Genomic DNA, 23,389 nt, shown 5'->3' on the forward strand with positions numbered 1-23,389 from the left:
CCCGTATCCTACTACCACCACATGACCCGTCAGGGTGGTCGGCAAGATGTCGCCTTCCCTATGCGATCCCGTCTTCTCTGGTTCGGAGAGCGCTGTTTCGACAGGGAGAACTGATGCGGGCGAGAGCGGCCCGGTCGCGGCCCGAATGAGTCGGGCTTCAAACGCAGGTTTGAGGATACGTTCGCAGAAAGCAAAGCTCAGCGGGTTCAGGATGATGGAAATGATGGCGGCCGCCAGCACCAGGCTACGCCCCTCTTCCGGCAGTAGCTTCAGCGTGACACCCATGTCGGTGAGGATAAAGGAAAACTCCCCGATCTGTGCCAGGCTGGCCGATATGGTAAGCGCGATCAGCACTCCGCGTCGAAAGGCGATGACGATCAGAAACGCGGTAATCGATTTTGCGACCAGAATGATCGTAAGCGTCCCCAGCAGGGGCAGCGGGCTTTCGATGAGTGCCCTTGGGTCGAACAGCATGCCGACCGATACGAAGAACAGGACAGAGAACGCATCGCGCAGCGGCAGGCTCTCCTCCGCCGCACGCTGGCTGAGTTCGCTCTCCGACAGGATCGTGCCGGCGAAAAAGGCACCGAGCGCCAGCGAGACCCCGAACACTTTCGCCGCGCCGTAAGCCGTGCCGAGCGCGATGGCCAGCACGCCGAGACGAAACAACTCGCGGGAGCCGGTATACGCAATCCTATGCAGCAGCCATGGAATAAACCGGCGGCCGATCAGCAGCATCACTGCCACGAAAGCCCCCAGTTTCAGCACCGTCAATGCGAGCACGCCGCCCAGTCCGGGATCGAAGCCCAGAAGACGCTCCATGAGCCGCACCAGCGGATCACGGACGACGCCCCCATGCCCGGCGGTGCTTGCAAGGGCAGGGATCAGCACCAGAGCAAGAACCGTCACCAGGTCCTCGACGATCAACCAGCCGACGGCAATCTGACCCCGTTCCGTGTCGATCAGGCGCCGCTCCTGTAGCGCCTTCAGCAGTACGACGGTGGAAGCGACCGAGATGGCCAGCCCGAAGACGATGCCGCCAGCGGTCGACCACCCCATGGTAATGCCCAGCACCCAGCCGAGCACCGTGGCAACACCGATCTGCGCCAGCGCCCCCGGAATGGCGATAAAACGCACCGCCAGCAATTCCCTCATGGAGAAATGCAGGCCGACACCGAACATCAGCAGGATCACGCCGAGTTCAGCCAGTTCCGGCGCCAGGGATTGATCGGCCACGAAACCGGGCGTATGCGGCCCGACCAGAACCCCTGCGACCAGATAGCCGACAAGCGGCGGCATGCGCAGGCGGTTGGCGATAGCACCGAAAATGAATGCAAGAACGAGCCCCGCCACGATCGTGGAAATCAGGGGGGTGTCGTGCGGCATGGCTGATTTCTCCTGACGGGTGTCGGAACAACGGCCCGCCCCCTACCGGGGATCGGGAAGAGAGAGTTTTTATTTTGAATGATTACTGCCGCCGTCAGAGCCGGCAGGCGGCCACGGTCCTGACGCGCTGGAAGGCGCAATCGGTATGGCGCAGGAAGGTGGCTCTGCCGGGCAGATGAGGTGCCGCGCCGTGAAACCGTCGCGCACTGGCAGGTTTGTCTCGGCCGGAACTGGCCCGTGGGCGAAGAAGACCCGGAACCTGTGATGTCAGGCCGGTGACCAGAATCGTGATCAGGGGGCTGACATGCGGCATGGGCCGGGAACTCCTCTTTCAAGGCGTGACAATGGCTTGTCCGCGCGTCGGGAGCACTCAATTTTTTAAGATGTTTTCGAGATATTCGGTCTCCTGCCCGGGCGGTATCTGTCGGACGAACTGCCAAAAATATCAAAGTGTTACAATGCGTTGCCTTACGGATGATATGCGAAAGACGCAAAAACGGGCGTGCCGCGCACGATGCGACACGCCGGTAGCGGCGAATGGGACGAAGAAAAGAAAAACGACGTTATAATAATAATCTTCAAAAAAAGATTTTGGAATCGCGCTCATCGACACAATGATGCCCTTGCGGGAAAGGGCGCGACCCGCAGCCCGGCCGCGCATGGTCGCGGCAGCCGTCGTTTCAAAACATGTCAACGGTCACGGGATTTTCAGGTTTAACCGGCCATGTCAAAAAGTACTTTCGAGGCGTGTCGCCGGTCGATGGATGTCGTGAATGCCTCGTCGAATGCCGACAGCCCGAACCGATGGGTCACCAGCCCCTCCGCGATCCAGGGGTTGGTCGCCAGCAGGGTGAGCGCGGTGCCGAATTCCGCGTCGAAGCGAAATGACCCGCGATAATCCAGTTCCCGCGCGATGATCTGGCCGAGCGGGATGCCGACATCGCCGGGCGGAAACATACCGACCTGTACCAGAATGCCGCCCTTGGCGGTGCAGGCGATCGCCGTCGGCAACGCGCTGGCGGCTCCGGAGGCTTCGAACACAATGTCATGATCCGCCCGATAGGGCGTCGCAGCGGTATTGATGACGGATGTGGCGCCCATCCGGCGGGCGATCGACAGCGGAAAATCCTGAAGATCGGTGGCGACGATCGTCTCCGCGCCGGCGATCTTCAGCCCGGCCACGATCAGGGCTCCGATGGGGCCGGCGCCCTGAACCAGTATGGTCCTGCCACGGACCTCTCCCGCACGGGCAATGGCATGCAGCGCAACCGACAGTGGCTCGGCGAGGCAGGCGCTGCGAACGTCCAGGCCCGGCGGCAGCGGGTAGACCTGACTGGCCGCCACGGTCATCAGGCGCCGGAAGCCGCCATCCGTGTGGGGCAACATGGCGGCGCTGCCCAGAAAGCGCGTATCGCCGCACAGATGCCGCAGGCCACGCCGGCATTCGGGGCAGTCTCCACAGGGGCGGGCCGGATGAATTGCAACCGGCGCGCCCTGCACCAAGCCGCTTACGCCCGGACCCGTCCGTTCGACGAAGCCCGAGATTTCGTGGCCGAGAATCATGGGCTCGCGCAAAACGGAGGCACCTACTCCGCCATGTTTGAGATAATGCATGTCGGAGCCGCAGATCCCACCCCATGCGACCCGCACCGTCACCTCGCCGGTTCCAGGCGCGGTGATGGCTACCCTGTCCAGCCGCAGATCCTCCTTGGCATGGATCACCAGTGCTTCAGTTGTATATGCAGTGTCGGACATCGCGGCTGTACCCTGTTGTAAGAAAGGATTGCATCCCTGTGCAGGAATGAGAAGGGTCGGGAAGTTCGAGGCAGGTCGGCCGGATCGGGTGAATGATTTGCGGCCGATCCGCCTGATTGCTAACGCCCGAACGGCTTGCCGGATGCCATGCATCGGACCCCGTCTGGTCGTCCATGCGGAGGCGCGGGTGAAGCAGACCGTTCTGCCGGACAGCCCCGCGATCTGCCGCGTCTGTATCGCCGGCGGCGCGGCGGCATCGACGGTCGTGAGAGAGTGCCTGTGCGAAATGCGCAGGGGGTTGATCCGAAAGGTGTTTCCGGACGGACACAGAGCGGCAGATTCGCCTCCGGGTCGCGACGTGGTGACGCGCGGGGCGTTCATTTCGTCATAAATAGGCGCTTCGTGCGAATCTGCCGGGAAGCAGGGAAGGGGATAGGATTGTCGTCGAGGTTCGTTGTCTTTCTGTTCATGGCCGCTACGGCGCTTTCTACCGGTGAGGCCTCGCGCACCTGGGCCCAGGCGGCGATAGGGCAGGCCCAGCCCGCGACCCACCCGGTGGCGGCAGCTTCACGTCCAAAGACGGAGAGCATTACCGTCACCGGCAGCAACCCGGTGGAAAGCGCCGATGGCGTGACGGGGCGGGCACCGGGCGGCGGGATGATGAGCGAGCAGACCGAAGCCAAGGCGATCACAACCGTGGGCCGTGACTTCATCGCCAAGCTGGCACCGATCACCTCGGCTGCGCAGATGATCCAGTTCGCGCCGGGCACGAATATCGCTTCGTCGGACCCGTTCGGCCTGTCGGACCAGACGTCGATCAATGTTCGCGGCATGAACCAGTCGGAACTGGGCTATCTGTATGACGGTGCGCCGATCGCCGACATCTCGGCTTACGACCCCTATACGTCGCAATGGGGCGATACCGAGAATTACCAGGAAGTGCAGCTCTCGCAGGGAACGTCGGACATCAACGCGCCACTGGTCAGCGCCACCGGCGGCCAGATGAATATCAGGACGGTCGATCCGTCGCATTCATTCGGCGGTCTGGTCGATTATTCCTACGGATCGCACAAGACCGATCGTGGCTTCATCCGTGTGAACACGGGCGATATCCTCAATACCGGCGTGCGCGGCTATATCTCGTATTCCAATGCGACCTTTGGCACCTGGCGCGGCCCCGGACGGGGGCAGCGGCGGCATATTGATTCCAAATTCATGAAGGAATGGGGACAGGGAAACTCGATTTCCTTTGTCGAGGCTTATAACGAGAACAACCAGCCGACCTACGCCCCCGTCACCGCCCAGCAATGGCGGCAATCGGGCAACAGTTTCAATTACGCGGCAAATCCGTTCGAAACGAACGAGGCCGGCAGCTATTGGCCGACCGAACTGGGTGCTTGGCGCAGCCTGATCCTGGTCGCGCCGATGCATTTCACGCTGACGCGCGACCTGTCGCTGCACATCACGCCTTATCTGTATTGGGGCAGTGGCGGCAGCGGCATGGGCCAATGGGACATGCCGGTCAATCAATATAATCCTTCGACCGGCCAGAATGAGACTCTGGTCCTGCCCTATCCCGGTCTCGCCTATGACAATTCGGGCACACAATCCTTCCATGGCGATGGTTATTACCTGATGCGGGAATATCATCCCGGCATCACCGGCCATCTGGACTACAAGGCAGGTCGGCATCAGACGATCAGCCTCGGGGCATTCTATGACTATTATGACGATGCCGAAGTCACCAATATCAGCCAGTTGGGGCCGAATGGCGATCCGCCCAACATATGGGGTTCCTACGGGCTGAAATTTCCCAACGGGTATGAATATAACCTGCTCCTGAACTACCACATGATCACGCAATCCATCGGATTATATGTCAGCGATTCCACGTCGTGGCTGAACGATCGGCTGAAGCTGAACGCGGGCTTCAAATATGTCATGATGAATCGCGCGGGTACCAATAATTACGACAACGCGGTGCCTTATGCCGTGGGTACGAACTACGCCACGCCGCTGCCGCGCCTTTCGGGCAGTTATCGGATCGACGATCATAATCAGGTCTTTTTCGACGTCGCGACGAATTTTCGCATGCCGACGACCAATTCCTATTTCTCGGGCGTTCCGGGGAACAGTATGGGCATCGGCGGGTCGGTCAAGCCGGAATTCGCGATTTCCGAAGAACTCGGCTACCGGCATTTTGGTCTGTACAATCTGACGATCAATCTGTTCAACTACAATTTCACCAATCGCAACATCACCACCAATACGATCGTCAACGGCAGTTCTTTCAGCGGGGTTTCGATGAATGCCGGCGGCCAGACGGTGCGGGGCGCCGATCTCGAGTTCGGCCTGCGCCCGTGGCATCATTTCAGCCCTTATGTGTCGGGCGAATATCTCTATGCCCGCACCGACAACAACCTGCCGGCGATGGCGGATAACGGTGCGCTCGATTATCTGCCCTCCGCCGGCAAGCGGGCGCCGATGGCCCCTGAATGGACGACCAGCGCCGCCCTGAGCTATGATGACAGCCATCTCTTCGGCAATTTCATGTATCGGTGGATCGGCCGTCAATATTCCGACTTCATGGATCAGGAATCGCTCCCTGCCCATGGCCAGATCGACATGACGCTGGGCTATCGCCTGCCGGACATGTGGCATCTGAAGCACCCGCAGATCCAGCTTAACATGTATAACCTGGCGAGCTGGCATTACCGTTCTGGTATTCAGAGCCTGTCGAACAATACCAACCCGACCATGGGCGTGCGTGGCAACATGATCGATTCCTCCGGCGCCCCAGCCTATCTGATCGCCAGCACGTTCGCGATGATGGTAACGGCCACGACTGGCTTTTAAAGCATCGACATCCGCTGTTTGAAACAAGCTCGCCCGATTGTTCGGAGCCATCCGTTCATGTATCATATCATATCGTATCGTAATCATGTGGCAGGGTTGATATAATTCAAAAGAGATCGAAGAAATAAAAATCTCGTCACTATGCTGGGTGAGTAAAATGATGCTTGTATTTCGTCGGACGGTAATTCTGTTGGGGGTTGTAGCCTTCGCCGCTTCGATTGACATAACCTCTGCTTCAGCGGAATGTTCGCTGAGTGGGCCACCTACCAGCGTAATGAAGTCGATCAATAAGACAGCGGAGATCATCAGCCAGGGAAAAGCGGACGAACTCGACCAGTTTGCAGAGAAAAATTTTCAAGCAATCGGAGCCGGCAACCAGCCTTTGCAAAACAAGGAGAGTTTTAAGAAAAGCTTGGATAATATCAAAAAAAATCCATTCGCAAGCTGTAATATATATGCTCCGATCATAAACGTTTACGGAAATTTTGCGACCGGCACGTTTGCGTTGGTCCTTTATGAAAACAAGCCCGCCAGTGCACGTCCCTATACGGTCATGTATCCGTTGATCGTTCTCAGACGCGCAACGGAAGACACCCCGTGGTCTCTTCAGGAACTCCATATTTCTTTAATTCGTCACGCAACTGATGTATCATTAAAGTGACGGGCTGGCCGGTTTAGAACCCGGCGATGGCGTGGGGAATATAAGGTTCCTCCAGGGTTGTGATCTCACCGTGATCCAGTATCAGGTCCACTGCAGCGAGCGCGTCGTCCAGATGGCCGGGCTTCGAGGCCCCGACGATAGGGGCGGTGATGCCGGGCTTTTGCAACAGCCATGCCAGCGCCACCTGGGCACGCGGCACGCCGCGCGCCTGTGCGATGCGGCCGACCGCATCGATCACCGCGCGGTCGGCGGACTGCGTCTGGTCATACAGATTATGCAGCACGTTGTCGGTTTCCTGCCTGGTGGTGCGTTCGCGCCAGTCGCGGGCCAGCAGGCCGCGCGCCAGCGGGCTCCAGGGCAGGATGCCGATCCCCTGGTCGTGGCAGAAAGGCAGCATTTCGCGCTCTTCCTCACGGTTGAGCAGATTCAGGTGGTCCTGCATGCTCACGAATTCGGTCCAGCCATGCTGGCGGGCGGTGTAGATTGCCTTGGCGAACTGCCAGGCGAACATCGACGATGCGCCGATATAGCGTGCTTTGCCGGCCTTCACGACGTCATGCAGGGCTTCCAGCGTTTCCTCGATCGGCGTGTGCGGGTCCCAACGATGGATCTGGTACAGATCGACGTAATCGGTGCCCAGGCGGCGTAGGCTGTTGTCGATCTCGGCCAGGATGGCGCGGCGCGAGAGGCCCGAGCCGTTCGGCCCCGGACGGGTGCGGAAAAACACCTTGGTCGCCAGAACCACATCTTCGCGGCGTGAAAAATCGCGGATCGCGCGGCCGACGATTTCCTCGGACGAGCCGTCGGAATAGATGTTGGCGGTGTCGAGGAAATTGATCCCGGCTTCCAGCGCCTGCCGGATCAGGGGGCGGCTGTGCTCCTCGTCCAGGGTCCAGGAATGGTTGCCGCGATCGGGCTGGCCGTAGGTCATGCAGCCCAGACAGAGGCGTGAGACCTGAAGGCCGGTGCGGCCCAGTCGGATATAGTCCATGGAATGATCTCTTTCTGTCAGGCGGCCGAAAGGTCCTGTGCGGCGTCCAGCAGGGTGCGGGTAAAGGGATGGCGGGGGGCAGTCAGAATCTCCGCCGCCGGACCGGCCTCGACGATCCGGCCGGACCGCATCACCAGAACATCGTCACACATCCGCCGGATGACGCCCAGATCGTGTGAGATGAACAGATAGGCCATGTTCAGTTCGCGCTGCAATTCCTCCAGCAGGTCCAGCACCTGGGCCTGCACGGAAACATCCAGCGCCGAAACCGGTTCGTCGCACACGATCAGCGCCGGCCGGACCGCGACCGCGCGCGCGATCGCCACCCGCTGCCGCTGGCCGCCTGAGAGACTGGCCGGTCGTCGCGCGGCGATCGACGCAGGCAGGCGCACGCGGTCCAGGAGGGTGGCGATGGCGTGGTCGCGATTACCGGCGGCCGACAGTGCGTCCGCCAGAATGTCCCGCACCGTCCAGCGCGGATCGAATGAGCCCAGGGGGTCCTGGTAGATCATCGCCATTGCCCTGCGCCGCGGGCGGCGATCCCCTTCCGGCACCCCCTGCCGCCCGCCTCGCACCCATCGTTCGCCCAGGAAGGTCACCTCGCCTGCATCGGGCTGCGTCAGGCCCATGACGATGCGCGCGGTGGTGGTCTTTCCCGAGCCCGATTCCCCGATCAGGCCGAGCGTGCGGCCGGGATGGAGGCTGAATCCGACATCGGACAGGATGGGTCGCACGACCCCGTCGGGGCCGCGCCGGTTGAGCGACAGGCCGTCGGCGGTCAGCAGCGGAGCCGTTTCGGTGCCATGGTGCGCGGTGGCGCGTGGCGGGTGGCGCACCGGGTCGGCGTCGCGCAGCGTCCGTGTATAGGCATGGACGGGCCGGCCGAGAACCTGCGCGGTCGCGCCCTGTTCCACCACCGCGCCGTGATGCAGGACGATCACATGGTCGGCCAGGCGGGCGACGAAGCCGAGATCGTGGCTGATCAGCAGCAGGCCGGTGCCATTGTCGCGCAGCCGCCCCAGCAGGCGCAGGATCTGGGCCTGCACAGAGGGGTCCAGCGCCGTGGTCGGCTCGTCCGCGATCAACAGCGGGGGAGACAGCGCGATGGCGCTGGCGATCAGTGCGCGCTGGCGCAGGCCGCCGGAGAGTTCGTCGGGACGCTGGCGGGCGCGGAGGGCCGGGTCGGGAATGCCGACCTGTTCCAGCAGGTTATGCACGCGCGCGTTTCGCTCGGCCCGCGTGCCCCATTTGTGGGCGGACAGGGATTCGGCGATTTCCCGCCCTACGGGGCGCAGCGGGTCCAATGCCACGAGGGCATCCTGCAGGACCATGCCGATGTCGCGCCCGCGCAGCGCGCGCCAGTCGCGCGGCGACAGGGTGCGGAGATCCTGCCCGCCCAGTGAGAGGCGGCGGGCGGAGACGCGGGCCTGTGCCCCTGCGAGGCCGATCAGGCTGCGGGCGGTGACGCTTTTGCCAGATCCGGATTCCCCGACCAGCGCCACCACCCGGCCCGGTTGCAGGGTGAAGGACAGGTCATGGACAGCCACATGCTCGCCCGTCGGCGTGGGGAAGGAAACCGAGAGATTTTCAACCTCCAGAATCATGATCCACGTCCCTCGATCGCACGTTGCAGGGCGCGGCCGGCGATCGTGGTGGACAGCATGGTCACGACGATGGCGAGGCCGGGGAAGAAGGTCATCCACCACGCCTCGGCGATGAAATCGCGGCCCATCGACAGCATCGTGCCCCATTCCGCCGCCGGCGGTGGGGCGCCCAGGCCGAGGAAAGAGAGCGCGGCCGACCATACGACGGTCTGCCCGACGCCCATGGTGGCGGTGACGACCAGCGGCCGGAAGGCATTGGGCAGGATGTGCCGGACGACGATGCGCGCCGGGCTGTGACCGAGAGCCCGCGCGGCCTCGACATAGCCCGCGCCACGCACCGACAGCACCTGGCCGAACACCATGCGCGTATAGCCGGCGGCGCTGCTGACCCCGATCGCGACGATCAGCGGGCCGATGCCGCTTCCGAGTGTCGCGGTGCATAGCAGCGCCAGCACCAGCACGGGAAAGGCGAACAGGATGTCGATCAGCCACCGCACGCCCTGTTCGGCGATGTGGCCGCCCAGACCGCCGATCAGCGCCAGAATGGTGGCGATGCTCAGCGACAGCGTGATGGCGCCGCAGCCCAGCGCCAGTGATTGCCGGGCGCCGTAGATCACTCGCGCCAGGATGTCGCGGCCGGATTGGTCGGTGCCGAACGGATGGGCCATCGACGGGGCGTGAAAGGCCTCACGCGGGGCGATGGCCAGCGGGTCGGTGTGGATGAGCAGGTGCGGGGCCAGTGCGGCGATGCTCAGCAGGGCCAGGAACAGGACTGCCGCCGCTGGGCCGAGATGGCCTGGGCGCGGCAGGCGGCGCCGGGAGGGCAGGCGGCCCACGGAGGAGGCGAGGGACAGGCTGGTCATGGGCGCGTTCCCTTCAGTCTGGGATCGACGAGGACGATGAGTGTGTCGGCGGCGAGGCCGGCCAGGATGTAGGTCAGCGCGATGAACAGGACGATGCCGGAGACCAGCGGCATGTCATGCGTGGCGACGGACAGGAACAGTTCGCGCCCCAGCCCCTGTCGCGAGAAGATGATTTCGATGGCCACCGCATTGCCGACCAGCGCGCCGACCGCCCACGTCGAGAGGCTGATGCAGGGCAGGAGCGCGTGTCGCAGGGCATGGCGCAGCCGGACCGCGCCATCGCCCAGACCGCGTGCGCGGGCGGTGAGGATAAAGGGCTGGTCCAGCGCCAGATCAAAGGATTCGCGCATCACCTGGGCGATGAAGCCGGCCAATGGAATGGCCAGTGACAGGGTGGGCAGCACCAGTGCCGGCAGGCCGTGATTGCCGGCCGGTGGCAGCAGGCGCCATTCAAACGCCAGGCCCCACAGCAGCAGGATGCCGAGCCAGAATTGCGGCAGCCCGGCGCTGATCGTCTCCAGCGTTGAGGCAATGGCTCCGGCCATGCCGCGCCGGGCGGTCGGGACGACTGAGAGCAATGCCAGCAGCCATGCCACCGCCAGAGATGCGGCCATCAACGCCAGCGTCGGCGGGGCCTGCGCGCGCAGCACCGCGATGACCGGCATGTGCTGCGAGAAGGACTGGCCGAGATCGCCGCGTGCGATGCGGGCGATATAGAGGCCGTATTGCACCGCAAGCGGGCGATCGAGCCCGTATTCGTGGCGGGCGGCGGCGATGGCCTCGGGCGTGGGGTTGGCCGCGGCACCGCCGAGAATGGCGGTGACCGGATCGCCCGGTGTGAGGTGCAGGGCGGCGAAGGTGAGGCTGGCGGCTGCCAGCAGCACCAGCAGGCCGCCCAGCAGGCGCCATGCGGCGCGGTGGAGAAGGTGGGTCATCGCGTTACCCATGCATCGTAGAGGCTGGTGACGTTCAGCGAGGGTTCGAGCCGCACGTCATGCACCGCGCGCGACAGGGCGAGGCGGGTGCTCTGCGGATAGGTCGTGATTTGCAGGAAGTTCCGCGCCGCAATCGTCTGGGCTTGCAGATACAGCGCGCGCCGTTTGTCCGGGTCGGTGGTCAGCAGGGCGTCGTTTACGATCTGGTCGAAGGTGGGATCGCTGAAACCCGCCTCGTTCTGGTGGTGGCCGCCGACGCCGGCGGCGCCGAGAAAGGCGGAGGAAAAGACGATGCGCAGCACGTCGGCGGTGTTGGTGTTCCAGTAGCCGATGCGGACATCGTAATCCCAATGGCCCTCGCGTTCGAGGATCGACGTGTCGTCGCCATTTTCCAGCCGAACGTCGAAACCGGTGGCGCGCGCGGTGGCCTGAACCTGTTCCCACAGCGTGCGTTCGGCGGCGGAAAGGGAAGCCTTGAGCGGGATGTGGACACTCAGTGCGTGCCCGTTGCGGGTGCGGATGCCGTCCTCCGTGCGGCCGGTCCAGCCGGCCTGGTCCAGCAGGGCGCGTGCCCGGTCGGGGTCGTAATCGGCGTGATGTTCGAAGGTTGGACTATAGAATGGGGTGGTTGGGCTGAGCGGGCCGCCGGCGCGGCGGTAGTGGTGGAAAAAGACGCTGGCCAGCGCGCCGTCGATGTCGGCGGAGCGGATGAAAGCCTCGCGCACCCGGATATCGTCGAAGGGCGCGCGCTTGATGTTCAGCGTGCCGTTCGTGGGGTTGCCGGGACGGTCGGCCATCAGCAGCCATAGGTCGGGATTGCGCCGGGCCGGGGTTTCGGCCTCGGGCGGCAGGGAGTCGATGGCATCGACCTCGCCGGCTTGCAGGGCCGCGAAGCGTACCGATGCCTCGGGGATGATGCGCCATTCTATGCGGTCCAGGTAGGCCGGGCCGGTGTGGTGCGCCGTGGGCGAGCCCCAGCGATAGGCCGGATTGCGCTCCAGGACGATCTGGCTCTGGTGGTCCCAGCGTACGATGCGGAACGGGCCTGATCCGACCGGATTCTGGCAGTTTTCGTCGCGCGGGCGGGCCAGGGCGCGGGGGGATTCGATGCCGAGGAAGCCCTGCGCGAGCACTTCGAGGAAGGCCGCATAGGGCGTTTTGAGATGAACGGCGGCCGTGTAGGCATCGATGATGTCGGTGCCGGCATATTGCTTGATGTAGCCGCCGGCGGTGCTGGATTGGGTGTGGGGATCGACCATGTGATCCAGGTTCGCCCGCACGGCCTCGGCGGTGAATGGCGTGCCGTCGGTGAAGGTGACGTCGTGGCGCAGGTGGAAGATGTAGGTTCGTCCGTCTTCCGAGACCGTCCAGTCGGTGGCCAGCCAGGGCAGGATGCGGCCCGAACTGTCCATCGCCACCAGCGAATCGAGATATTGCTCGGCCAGGAAGACCTGCGGCATGTCGCCCTGCACATGCGGGTCCAGGCAGATCGGTTCGCGGTCGGTCGCGTAGATCAGGGTGCCGCCCTGGACCGGTTCGTGCGCCGTGGCGTGGGAATCGTGGCGGCGGCACCCCGTCGTGGCCAGTAGCAGCGCGGCCGCGCCCAGCCATAACGCCTGGCTGGAGGTGCGGTGGAGGGGAGGAGGCATCGACATGCTTTCGGGAATGAACCGCTAAAAAAAATCGTTAATTTCGGCCGGGATGTGACGATCGTTATCGTGTTATTTTTCAATATCAAGGAAAAATATATCATTTGGTGTTGTGCAATGTTCGGGTGCGGTCCTCCTGCGGGTTGGGAGTCGTATCCGGCGATGGGGGCGTGTGTGGCGCCGCCGCGCATGCGTCGGGCGGATGCGGCGTGGTGCTGGGGTTGGTCAGAAAGGAGGCTAAAAATTTTTTATATATAATTCAATATGTTGAAAGGATTTTCACGCCTGAATTTTGTAGATTTAGTGATATCTGCATTGACTCAATTCGAATCGTTTATAATGCTCTGGATAACGGAGATTAAGTACGTTTATTTTTGTTGTTTATGGCGGAGGCATCGGAAGACGATGGACGCATTGACGCAGGATGCGCCGGCCCCAGCCCCTCTGACGGAGGGAGGTCTGCGAGGGGTGTTCGAGCGGATCGCCGAGGGTGCGGTGGCGCGCGAACAGGGGCGGACCCTGCCCTATGAGGCGGTATCGTGGTTGCGTGAGGTGGGGTTCGGGAGGTTGCGCGTGCCGCGCGAGGCCGGGGGCGCGGGCGTGGGGCTGGTGGAGACGTTCCGCCTGCTGACCGAACTGGCCGCCGCGGATTCCAACCTGCCGCAGATCGTGCGCGCGCATTTTGCCTTCATCGAAGGACGGCGGCGGGACACCGACCGGGCGCGGTCGGCTGTCTGGTATGCCCGCATCGTGGATGGCGCGCTGTTTGGCGCGGCGATGGCCGAACTGACCGACAGCACCGGTACCAGCACCACGCTGACGCGGCAGGGCGACGGCTGGCGGCTGGACGGGACCAAATATTATTCGACCGGCACGCTCTATGCCGACTGGATCATCGTCGTGGCCGACGCGAACGGCGAGCGTGTGCATCTGGCGGTGCCGGCGGCCGCGCCCGGCGTGACCCGGCAGGACGATTGGGACGGGTTCGGCCAACGGCTGACCGGCAGCGGGACGACGCGCTTTGACGGCGTGGCGGTTGCGGAAGAGCAGATTCTGGCGCGGTCGTCCTTCGACCATGTGCCGAGCAGCAGTTTTCTGACCGCCTATTATCAATTGTTCCATCTGGCGACGCTGGCGGGGATTACGCGTGCCGCCCTGCGCGATGCGGTGGCGTTCGTGCGGCCGCGTACCCGGACCTTCGGCGTGCCGGGCAAGGTGAGCCAGCGCCATGATCCGCTGGTGCAGCAGGTGGTGGGGCGGCTGTCGGCGCTGGCTTATTCGACATCCGCGCTGGTCGACGATGTGGCGCGGGCGCTGGAGCGTGCATCCGAGGCATGGGATGCGGGCGTGCTGGAACATCCGCTTTATGACGAGGCCGAGCGTATTGCCTTCCAGGCCCAGCAGATTGTGCTGGAGCAGGCGCTGGAGGCGACGACGCGGCTGTTCGAGGTCGGCGGGGCTTCGGCCACGTCGTCCGCGCTGGGGCTGGACCGGCACTGGCGCAATGCGCGTGTGCTGGCCTCGCACAATCCGGCGGTGCAGCGGGCGCGGGCGCTGGGGGACCAGGAGTTGAACGGTACGGCGCTGGATGCGATCTGGCGGTCTGCCGCCGCCGCCGCCACGCCGGGTAAGGAGCCTTCGGCATGAGCAGCTACGAGACCGCGCCGCGACAGTTGCACGTCAATCTGTTCGAGATGGCGTGCGTGGGCCACATCGTGCATGGCATGTGGCGGGCACCCGGCAATAACCGTCATCGGTTTTCCGAACTGTCCTACTGGACGGAGGTGGCGCAGCTTGCCGAGCGCGGGCTGTTCGATGCCGTGTTCCTGGCCGATGTCGTGGGGACCTATGACCGGTTTGGCGACGGCACGGCGGCGGCGTTGCGGCAGGCGGTGCAGATTCCGAATCTGGACCCGCTGATGCTGGTGCCAGCGATGGCGGCAGTGACGAAACATGTCGGTTTCGGCGTGACCTTTTCGACCACCTACGAGCCGCCCTTTGCCTTCGCGCGGCGCATGGCGACGCTGGATGTGCTGACGAACGGTCGGGTGGGATGGAATGTCGTGACCTCGTACCTGCAATCCGCCGCGCGGAATTTCGGGCTGGAAGACGAGATTCCGCATGACGAACGCTATGTGATCGCCGATGAATATATCGATGTTCTCTACAAGCTCTGGGAAGGAAGCTGGGACGACGACGCGATTGTCGCCGATCGGGCGGCGGGTATCTTTACCGATCCGGCGCGGGTGCGGGCCATCGACCATCACGGCGCGCATTTCAAGGTTGCCGGGCCGCATCTGGTGCAGCCGACGCGGCAGCGCACGCCGGTGCTCTTTCAGGCGACCGGGTCGGCGGCGGGGCTGGAATATGCGGCCCGCCATGCCGAAGTGGTGTTTATCGGCGGGCAGACGACCGAGGACGTGCGCCGCAATATCGCCGCGACCCGCCGCCGGGCACAGGCTTTCGGCCGTCGGCCTGACGATATCCGCTTTATTGTCCAGGCGGGCATCATCACCGGGCCGACCGAGCAGGCGGCGCAGGAAAAGCTGAAGGCTTACCGCGCATTTTATAGTCTGGAAGGCGCGCTGATCCATGCGCAGTCGGAAGTGGATCTGCGCCGCTACGACCCGAACGATACGATCGCCAGCGTGCTGAAGCGTGAAGGTGCGCGCTTTGGCAATATGGGGCGGCGGTTCCGGCCCGAGCAGACGGTGGGCAGCGCGTTGGAGCAGATCGGCCGTTTCGACGAAGGACGCTATTTCATCGCCGGTGCGCCGGGGCGGGTGGCCGATGCGATCGAAGCGTGGCTGGATGTGGATGGCATCGACGGCATCAATCTGCGCCAATACCATTCCTTTGATACCGCGCGGGACTTCATCGACCTGATCGTGCCGGAGTTGCAGGCGCGGGGGCGGTATCGCACCGCCTATGCGCCGGATGAAACCCTGCGCGAGCGGCTGTTCGGCGCCGGCCATGCCCGGCTGCCCGACCGGCATGCCGCCGCGCGCTATCGCGACCCGGCGGCGCTGGCCACGCCGACGCCGCCGCTTTTTCCTGACCTGATCCAGAACAAGGCGTCCTGACATGCGTGTCGCGATCCCCGAGAAAATCAATGTGCTGTGGTTTCTGCCGACCCATGGCGATTCCCGTTACCTGGGCACGCAGAAAGGCGGTCGGCCGGTCGATCTGCCGTATTTGCAGCAGGTGGCGCGGGCGGCGGATGCTCTGGGCTATTACGGGGTACTGATCCCGACCGGGCGGAGCTGCGAGGATAGCTGGGTGGTGGCGTCGGCGCTGGCGCCGAGCACGGAGCGGCTGAAATTCCTGATCGCGGTGCGGCCGGGCCTGCAATCGCCCACGCTCTCCGCACGGATGACGGCGACGCTGGACCGGATTTCGCACGGGCGGCTGCTGATCAATATCGTGACCGGCGGCGACCCGAAGGAGAATGCCGGCGACGGGTTCTTTGCCGACCATGCCGAGCGTTATGCGATAACCGATGAATTCCTGGAGATCTATCGCGCCCTGCTGCGTGGCGAGACCGTGAACCATGAGGGGCCGCATTTCCGCATTGAGGACGGACGCCTGCTGTTCCCGACTTTTCAGGAAAACGGGCCGCCGCTCTATTTTGGCGGGTCGTCGCCGGCTGCGGTGGATGTCGCGGCTACGCATATCGATAAATATCTGACCTGGGGCGAGCCGCCGGCCCAGGTGGCCGAGAAGATCGCCAATGTGCGGCGCAAGGCCGAGGCGCAGGGGCGCGAGGTGTCGTTCGGTATCCGTCTGCATGTGATCGTGCGCGAGACCAACGAGGCGGCGTGGGCGGAGGCGGACCGGCTGATCTCGTATCTGGACGATTCGACCATTGCCGAGGCGCAGAAGGTGTTTGCGCGGATGGATTCCGTGGGGCAGGCGCGGATGAGCGCGCTGCATGGCGGGCGGCGCGACAAGCTGGAAATCAGCCCCAATCTGTGGGCCGGTGTCGGGCTGGTGCGTGGCGGCGCGGGCACCGCGCTGGTGGGCGACCCGGCGACGGTGGCCGAGCGGATCGACGAATATCGCAGGTTGGGGATCGATAGTTTCATTTTCTCCGGCTATCCGCATCTGGAGGAAGCCTATCAGTTCGGTGAACTGGTGCTGCCGCTGCTGCCGACGGCGCATCCGGTGCGTGGGGCGGCCTCGATCAGCAATATGGGGCCGTTCGGCGAGACGATTGCCGGCGACCATCGGCCCGGTGCGTCCGGCCATCGTGCCGCCTGATAAACGACCGGAAGGATCGGCCGACATGAATGTTTCCGTAAAAGCCCCTGTGCCCGACGCGCTTGCAGCCGAAGCCGGGCAGCGTTTTCGCGATGGCATGGCCCTGCTGGCGGGTGCCGTGACCATCGTGACCACCGATGGCGAGAAGGGCCGGCACGGCTTTACCGCGACCGCCGTGTGCAGTGTGTCGGATACGCCGCCGACCCTGCTGGTCTGCATCAATCGCACCACCAGCGCGCATCCGCATGTTCTCGATCATGGGGTGTTGGCGGTGAATGTGCTCGGGGGGGCGCAGCAGGGGTTGTCCTCGGCTTTCGGTAGCCGGTCGAAGACGATGGAGGAGCGTTTCGCGGGCGCGTGCTGGCGGCGGGGCGTGACCGGGGCGCCGCTGCTGGATGGGGCGCTGGCGACCTTCGAATGCCGGGTCGAGCGCGTTGTGGAGGCCGGCACCCATACGGTGGTGTTCGCGCAGGTGCTGGATGTGCATCTGGCCGGGGCGCAGACGGACGGGCTGGTGTGGTTCGCGCGGCGCTACGCTGTGGTGCCGACATCCTGTTGACGGGAGCGAAGGCACGTCTTTGGTGTGCCGGTAATTCACGATAAAAATTGCAAATATAAAATGAAACAAAGCGGGATTGTGCTTTCTGCTGTGCGGGGAATAACGACGACCTGAATTGCTGAAATTGGATCGTCGCTGCTTGTTTCATCAGAATCTGGAAATCGTGTGTCATGCCCCGTTCTTTTTCGCGTCGTCTTGCCCTGCCCAGGCGGGTGGGGTCGTTTTCGCAATCCGCCCGGCTGCTTCTTGGTCCGTCGGCGCTGGCCCTGATGCAGGCGGGGCCGTTGGCGGCCAATGCCTGGGCCGATGATGCGGCCGTGCGCCGGCCTGCCGAACATGTGGCCCATGCGGCATCCGCGCCGAAGAAGCCTTCCGTCGTGGCGGCGCCGCGTGTGAAGGGCGAGGATATCGTGGTGGCGACCCATCGGCTGTCGCCGGCCGATCTGGCCCGCGCGCAACTGGACAGCCTGCCGGGGGCGGCGACGGTGATCGACGCCAGGCAGGTATTGCGCGGGCGTAACCTGACCAATGCCGATGCGCTGGCGTTTCAGCCTGGTGTGTTTGCACAGTCTTCTGGTGGGGGGGACGGGTTGCGGCTGTCGATCCGTGGGTCGGGGATTCAGGTCGGGACCAATTATTTCCGCTCGGGCATCCTGATGATGTTCGACGGGTTGCCGGTGACGACGCCGGCCGGGACGCCCTATGAATTGTTCGAGCCGCTGGGGCTGCGCTACACGGAAGTATTGCGGGGTGCGAATGCCTTCGATTATGGCGGGCTGCAACTGGGCGGCGGCATCAATTATGTGACCCAGACCGGCTATGATGCCCAGACCTATCAGGCGCGCGTGGAAGCCGGCAGCTTCGGCTACACCAAGGAGCAGCTCAGTTCGGGCAAGGTGATCGGCAAGGCGGATTACTATCTCAGGGTGACCAACTCCTATCGCGGCGGCTACCAGACCGAGACGCAGGCGAACAGTTTCGGCGTGAATGGGAATTTCGGCTATCGCTTCAATGACCGGGTTTCGACGCGCTTCTTCTTCCGCTATCGCCAGACGCGCAACGGGTATCCGGGGTATCTGACCCGGGACCAGATTCTGACGAACCCGAAGCAGGCGCAGTCGCCCTATCGGGCGTGGCATTCCGTGCGCATCCAGCCCGGTACGAAGTTTTACGGGAACACGACCTCGATCCGGATCGACGACCAGTCGAAGCTGGATCTGGGGTTCGATTACCAGGATGCGCCGATCGATATCCAGAACACCAGTTTCAGCCAGATCTGGGGCTACAAGACGGTTGCGGCGACGCTGAACTATACGCGCCATGACGTGTTGGCCGGGCACAAGAGTGACACCCAGTTCGGCTTCATGGATACGTCGGACCTTGAAGCGTGGCAGACCAACCGGGTGCGGGTGCGGACCGGGCATCTGGCCGGGTTGCCGATGGGGCAGATCCTGCGCCATGTGACCTATGGCGGGACGGAAAATTATTTCCACCTTCGGAATAATACCGAACTGTTCCATGATTTCTGGCTGACGACGGCGGCGGCGGTGGCGTTTATTCAGAAATCGTCCGGCGTGCCGTATCCGTACACGGCGGCCGGGGCGAACTTCAAACAGTCTTCGGTCAATTTCGTGCCGCGCGGCGGATTTCGCTATGTCGTCAGCCCGCATGTGGAACTGTATGGCAATGTGAGCCGCAGCATCCAGCCGCCCAACGACTGGAACCTGAATTATGCCGGACCTTATTTTACCGGCAATATTCCGCAATCGGGCATGAATTCGGGCGCGGGGAGGCTGCGCAACCAGACGGCGACCACATATGAAATCGGCACCACCGGGCAGGCCTGGCGGAACAAGTGGAGCCTGACCTATTATTATTCCAACGTGCGGAACGAATTGCTGTCGGTGATGACGCCGCAATCGCAGGCGGTCGGGGCCTCGATCTATGGCAATGCGTCGCCGACCACGCATCAGGGCGTGGAAGCGTCGCTGGAGACCACGCTGTATGAATGGGCGGGGAACCGGCTGTCGCTACGGCAGGCCTATACCTGGCAGAATTTCCGCTTTCGCCATGATGCGGTGTTCGGCGGCAACCGGCTGCCGGGGATTCCGGAGCATTTCTACCAGGGCGAGATTCATCTGGACACCAAGGCCGGGTTCTATGCCGGGTTCAATGCCCAGGTGTCGTCGAAGGTCGGGGCCGCGTATGACGAAACCTATTTCGCGCCGTCCTATCACATCTATAATCTGAATGTCGGTTATGAATGGCCGGGCAAGCATCGGCAGGTGTTCCTGAGCGTCAATAATCTGGCCAACACGCATTATGCCGCCATCGTGGTGCCGGGTTATATCGCGGCGGGCAAGCAACTGGCGGTGATGCAGCCGGGCGATGGGCTGGGCGTGTTCGCCGGCGTGTCGCTGGGCTTCAACTGAGGGGCCGGGCGATGTCCGAGATCCGGCTGAATGCCTTTGACATGAATTGCGTGTCGCATCAGGCCAGCGGCCTGTGGCGGCATCCGCGCGACCGGTCTGGGACTTACAACACCATCCGCTACTGGACCGATCTGGCGCGGTTGCTGGAGCGTGGCCTGTTCGACGGGCTGTTCCTGGCCGATGTGCTGGGCGTGTATGACGTGTATGGCGGCAATGCGGATGCCGCCCTGCGCAATGCGTCGCAGGTGCCTGTCAACGATCCGGCGATGCTGATTTCGGCCATGGCGGCGGTGACGGAGAATCTGGGATTTGGCCTGACCTCCACTTTGTCTTTCGAGCCGCCCTATCCGTTCGCGCGGCGGATGTCGACGCTGGATCATCTGACGGGCGGGCGGATCGGCTGGAATATCGTGACCGGTTATCTGGACAGCGCGGCGCGGGGTACCGGGCACGCGCGACAGGTGGCGCATGACACGCGCTACGACATTGCCGACGAGTATCTGCATCTGGTCTATCGGCTGTGGGAAGAAAGCTGGCAGGACGATGCGGTTCTGCGCGATGCGGCGCGGGGGATCTTTACCGACCCTGGGAAGGTGCGGCGGATCGTGCATGAGGGTGCATATTTCAAGCTGGATGCGATCCATCTCTGCGAGCCTTCGGCGCAGCGGACGCCGGTTCTCTATCAGGCCGGGGCGTCTTCCCGTGGGCGGGCGTTCGCCGCGCGGCATGCGGAGTGTGTGTTCGTGGCCGGGCCATCGGCGGCGGTGGTGGCGAACGCGGTCGCGGACCTGCGGGCGCGGGCGCGGCAGGAAGGGCGGCACGCGGGAGATCCGCTGATCTTCTCGCTGCTGACCATCATGACCGGAGCGGATGACGAGGCCGCGCAGGCGAAATGGCAGGAATATCGGCGGTATGTGAGCCTGGAGGGGGCGCTGACGCTGCTGTCGGGGTGGACGGGGATTGATTTTTCGCGGTACGCGCCGGACGATCCGGTGCGGCATATCCGCAATGACGCGATCCATTCCGCTGTCGATGCGCTGACGGTGGAGGACCCTGGCCGGGTGTGGACGGTGCGGGAACTGGCGGAACATGCCGCGATCGGCGGCATGGGCACCACTCTTGTCGGCGGGCCGGAGCGGGTTGCCGACCTGTTGGAGGAATGGGTGGTGCGGACCGGTGTGGACGGGTTCAATCTGGCATATGCCGTGACGCCGGAAAGCTTTGCCGATGTAGTGGCGTATGTGGTGCCGGAGCTACAACGGCGTGGCATCTACAAGCGGGAGTATCGGCCCGGTACCCTGCGTGAGAAATTGTTCGGGCGCGGAGACCGGCTGGGTGCGGACCATCCGGCCAGCCGCGTGCGCCATACGGAGACGGCATGACGGATTCAGTGCCCAGGATTGCCATTATCGGCGGCGGTTTCAGCGGGGCCGCGATTGCGTGGCATCTGACGAACGGGGACGCTTTGCTGCCGCCCGTGACGGTGTTCGAGCCGCGTGAGGCTTTGGGGCAGGGGGTGGCGTATGGGGCGCGCGATCCGCGCCACCGGATCAATGTGCCGGCGGCGCGGATGAGCCTGACCACGGCGGCGCTGGACGATTTCGACCGTTGGTTGCGGGCGGATGGTGCGCTGGAGGCTGACCCCGAGGCCGTGTTGCCCAACGGGGCGGCCTATCCCGCGCGGTCGGTGTTCGGGCGGTATGTGGCGGCGCGGCTGGCGCCGCGTCTGGCCAGCGGGCAGGTGGTGCATCGGCGCGCGCGCGTGACGGAGGTGACGCCCCGGCCGGGAGGTGGGTGGTGGATCGCGACCGATGACGGCGAACGGACTGAGGCCGGGATCGTGGTGATTGCGACCTCGCACCCCGCCCCGGCACCGCCGGCGGCGCTGGCCGGGCTGGCTGGGGACGGGGGGCGGCTGGTTGTCGACCCGTGGGCTGTCGGGGCGCTGGAGGCGATCGGGCCGGAGGATCGGGTGCTGGTCGTGGGCACCGGGTTGAGCATGGCGGATGTGGTGGCGTCGCTGGACGCTGGCGGGCATCGGGGGGAGATCGTGGCGCTGTCGCGGCGGGGGCAGGTGTCGCAGGCGGATCTGAGCGACGTGACCGAGGCGTGGGGGGATTTTTCCACCGATCCGGCCGTGACGGCGCGCGGCGTGCTGCGGCGTGTGCGGCGGGCGTTGCGCGCGGACCCGGAGCGACCGTGGCAGACCGTTTTCAACGCCGTGCGGCGGCAGGCCGGGGCGATCTGGGCGGCGTTGCCGGTGGTGGAGCGGCGGCGGCTGGTGCGGCATGTGCGGCCGTTCTGGGATACGCGGCGCTTTCGCATCGCGCCGCAGGTGGAGCGGGTGCTGCGGCGACGGATCGCGGAGGGCACGCTGCATGTGCTGGCCGGGCGGATCGACGATGCTGCGCGGCAGGGGGATGGGTTTGCCGTGACGCTGCGCCGGCGGGGTGGCGAGCGGGAGGTTGCCTCGTTCGATGCGGTGGTGACGACGACCGGGCCGGATCATGCGCGTATCCTGTCTTCCCAGCCCTTTCTGGCCGGGCTGGCTCGGCAGGGGTTGCTACGGGCCGACCCGGTGGGGCTGGGAGTGGAGACCGACCGGGAGGGCCATGCGCTGTCGGTGGACGGTGTGGCCGAGGCGAGCCTGTTCGTCGCCGGGCCGCTGTCGCGCGGGACGTTTGGCGAGTTGATGGGGCTGCCGGAAGTGACGGCGAATGCGGAGAGGGTTGCCGGGACCATTCTGCGCGGGGTGGGTATCGGCGGTTCTGCAAGTCACTGATACATCGTCGTTGAAGCATGTTTCTTGTTCTGGATGCCGTGGTAAGACGGGCGACCGAATGGTGCGCTCTTTTGGGAGAGCTGGAGCGCGAGACGATCGATACGACGACGCTGCGCCTGATGTATCATCGGATGAAGGATCTCGGGATACAGAATCTCGGGCCGAAGCTGACCAAGGAAGGCGAGTCCGGTCAGCCGCAGACAAGCTTCAACTCGCGCAGATTATCGAGGCGATCAACGATCTGTACGATGGGAGCGCATAAGAAGACGAGCAAACGGATGCTCAACGACAGCGGCATGCTCCGTGCCGGGTTGACGGCTCGCTGTCGGTGAATCGCGCCTGTTCGTCGCGGCGTTGCCTTCGCGCGCGGCGTTCGGCGAATTGACGGCGTTGCCGGACGTGACGGCGAATGCGAAGACTGGACCCCGGCGTGGTCCCTGAGTGGGGGCAGGGTGGCGAGGGCCTCCGCACGCGGTCATGCCACGACGAAAGGGTCGCGGGCGTGGAGTCAGCGGCTGTTCTGTTTCTGCTGCGTCGTCTGCATCTTCAGCTTCTTTTCCCATGCCGCGCGGACCTGTGCGGCTGATGTGCTGGTAGCGGGGTGGGTTGCCTTGCTCCGGCTGGCCTCGGTGCGGCCGGCTTTGGCTGCGGGGGAG

The 23,389-nt window shown here is 64.1% G+C and carries 17 protein-coding genes; 10 read left to right on the forward strand and 7 right to left on the reverse strand.

The features are described from left to right. Together ABF821_RS12325 and ABF821_RS12330 are read right to left on the reverse strand one after the other, a co-directional pair. Window positions 1-1,386: cation:proton antiporter (locus ABF821_RS12325; protein WP_415530176.1), on the reverse strand; the 1,386-nt coding region annotated here is incomplete at its 3' end. Between the two features lie 714 nt (window positions 1,387-2,100). Then, a complete protein-coding gene (locus ABF821_RS12330; protein ID WP_415530177.1) occupies window positions 2,101-3,141 on the reverse strand; it encodes an L-idonate 5-dehydrogenase in 1,041 nt (346 codons plus the stop codon). Window positions 3,142-3,579: 438 nt separating this feature from the next. Between ABF821_RS12330 and ABF821_RS12335 the strand changes: the two genes are divergently transcribed. Together ABF821_RS12335 and ABF821_RS12340 are read left to right on the forward strand one after the other, a co-directional pair. Further along, on the forward strand, window positions 3,580-5,997 hold the full coding sequence (locus ABF821_RS12335; protein WP_415530178.1) for a TonB-dependent receptor: 2,418 nt from the start codon (window positions 3,580-3,582) through the stop codon (window positions 5,995-5,997). 157 nt (window positions 5,998-6,154) lie between these two features. Then, window positions 6,155-6,658, forward strand: coding sequence for a hypothetical protein (locus ABF821_RS12340; RefSeq protein WP_415530179.1), 504 nt, complete (start codon window positions 6,155-6,157; stop codon window positions 6,656-6,658). Window positions 6,659-6,671: 13 nt separating this feature from the next. Here ABF821_RS12340 and ABF821_RS12345 read toward each other — a convergent pair whose 3' ends face one another. The 5 genes from ABF821_RS12345 to ABF821_RS12365 are packed head-to-tail and all read right to left on the reverse strand — an operon-like array spanning window position 6,672 to window position 12,700. After that, window positions 6,672-7,649 (reverse strand): aldo/keto reductase, encoded by a 978-nt coding sequence (locus ABF821_RS12345; protein ID WP_415530180.1) that lies wholly within the window; start codon window positions 7,647-7,649, stop codon window positions 6,672-6,674. 17 nt (window positions 7,650-7,666) lie between these two features. Continuing rightward, a complete protein-coding gene (locus ABF821_RS12350; protein WP_415530181.1) occupies window positions 7,667-9,253 on the reverse strand; it encodes a dipeptide ABC transporter ATP-binding protein in 1,587 nt (528 codons plus the stop codon). Beyond that, window positions 9,250-10,116, reverse strand: coding sequence for an ABC transporter permease (locus ABF821_RS12355; RefSeq protein WP_415530182.1), 867 nt, complete (start codon window positions 10,114-10,116; stop codon window positions 9,250-9,252). Before ABF821_RS12355 ends, ABF821_RS12350 begins: the two co-directional genes overlap by 4 nt. Beyond that, complete coding sequence (locus tag ABF821_RS12360) at window positions 10,113-11,051, reverse strand: ABC transporter permease (RefSeq protein WP_415530183.1); 939 nt, start codon at window positions 11,049-11,051, stop codon at window positions 10,113-10,115. The genes ABF821_RS12355 and ABF821_RS12360 overlap by 4 nt, the downstream gene beginning before the upstream one ends. Continuing rightward, window positions 11,048-12,700 carry an ABC transporter substrate-binding protein gene (locus ABF821_RS12365; protein ID WP_415530184.1) on the reverse strand — a complete coding sequence of 551 codons (1,653 nt, stop codon included), beginning with the start codon at window positions 12,698-12,700 and terminating at the stop codon, window positions 11,048-11,050. The genes ABF821_RS12360 and ABF821_RS12365 overlap by 4 nt, the downstream gene beginning before the upstream one ends. A gap of 405 nt (window positions 12,701-13,105) precedes the next feature. On the opposite strand from ABF821_RS12365, the gene ABF821_RS12370 reads away from it, so the two are divergent. The 8 genes from ABF821_RS12370 to ABF821_RS12405 all read left to right on the forward strand — a co-directional run bounded on the left by ABF821_RS12370 (window position 13,106) and on the right by ABF821_RS12405 (window position 23,065). Next, the gene (locus ABF821_RS12370) at window positions 13,106-14,347 is read left to right on the forward strand and encodes an acyl-CoA dehydrogenase family protein (protein WP_182973353.1); all 1,242 of its coding nucleotides are present in this window, start codon (window positions 13,106-13,108) and stop codon (window positions 14,345-14,347) included. Then, entirely contained in the window at window positions 14,344-15,783 is a 1,440-nt protein-coding gene (locus ABF821_RS12375) for an LLM class flavin-dependent oxidoreductase (RefSeq protein WP_246401549.1), read from the forward strand. Before ABF821_RS12370 ends, ABF821_RS12375 begins: the two co-directional genes overlap by 4 nt. Window position 15,784: 1 nt before the next feature. Further along, on the forward strand, window positions 15,785-16,960 hold the full coding sequence (gene ssuD, locus ABF821_RS12380) for an FMNH2-dependent alkanesulfonate monooxygenase (protein WP_182973352.1): 1,176 nt from the start codon (window positions 15,785-15,787) through the stop codon (window positions 16,958-16,960). 25 nt (window positions 16,961-16,985) lie between these two features. Continuing rightward, window positions 16,986-17,519 carry a flavin reductase gene (locus tag ABF821_RS12385; protein WP_415530186.1) on the forward strand — a complete coding sequence of 178 codons (534 nt, stop codon included), beginning with the start codon at window positions 16,986-16,988 and terminating at the stop codon, window positions 17,517-17,519. Between the two features lie 170 nt (window positions 17,520-17,689). Further along, complete coding sequence (locus ABF821_RS12390) at window positions 17,690-19,951, forward strand: TonB-dependent receptor family protein (RefSeq protein WP_415530187.1); 2,262 nt, start codon at window positions 17,690-17,692, stop codon at window positions 19,949-19,951. A gap of 11 nt (window positions 19,952-19,962) precedes the next feature. Then, complete coding sequence (locus ABF821_RS12395) at window positions 19,963-21,333, forward strand: LLM class flavin-dependent oxidoreductase (RefSeq protein WP_182973349.1); 1,371 nt, start codon at window positions 19,963-19,965, stop codon at window positions 21,331-21,333. Continuing rightward, the gene (locus tag ABF821_RS12400; protein WP_182973348.1) at window positions 21,330-22,733 is read left to right on the forward strand and encodes an FAD/NAD(P)-binding protein; all 1,404 of its coding nucleotides are present in this window, start codon (window positions 21,330-21,332) and stop codon (window positions 22,731-22,733) included. The genes ABF821_RS12395 and ABF821_RS12400 overlap by 4 nt, the downstream gene beginning before the upstream one ends. 17 nt (window positions 22,734-22,750) lie before the next feature. Further along, window positions 22,751-23,065 (forward strand): hypothetical protein, encoded by a 315-nt coding sequence (locus ABF821_RS12405; protein WP_182973347.1) that lies wholly within the window; start codon window positions 22,751-22,753, stop codon window positions 23,063-23,065. Window positions 23,066-23,389 lie beyond the last annotated feature (324 nt).

Origin of the sequence: Gluconacetobacter sp., from assembly GCF_047721585.1 — a bacterium.
GTDB classification, from domain to species: domain Bacteria; phylum Pseudomonadota; class Alphaproteobacteria; order Acetobacterales; family Acetobacteraceae; genus Gluconacetobacter; species Gluconacetobacter dulcium.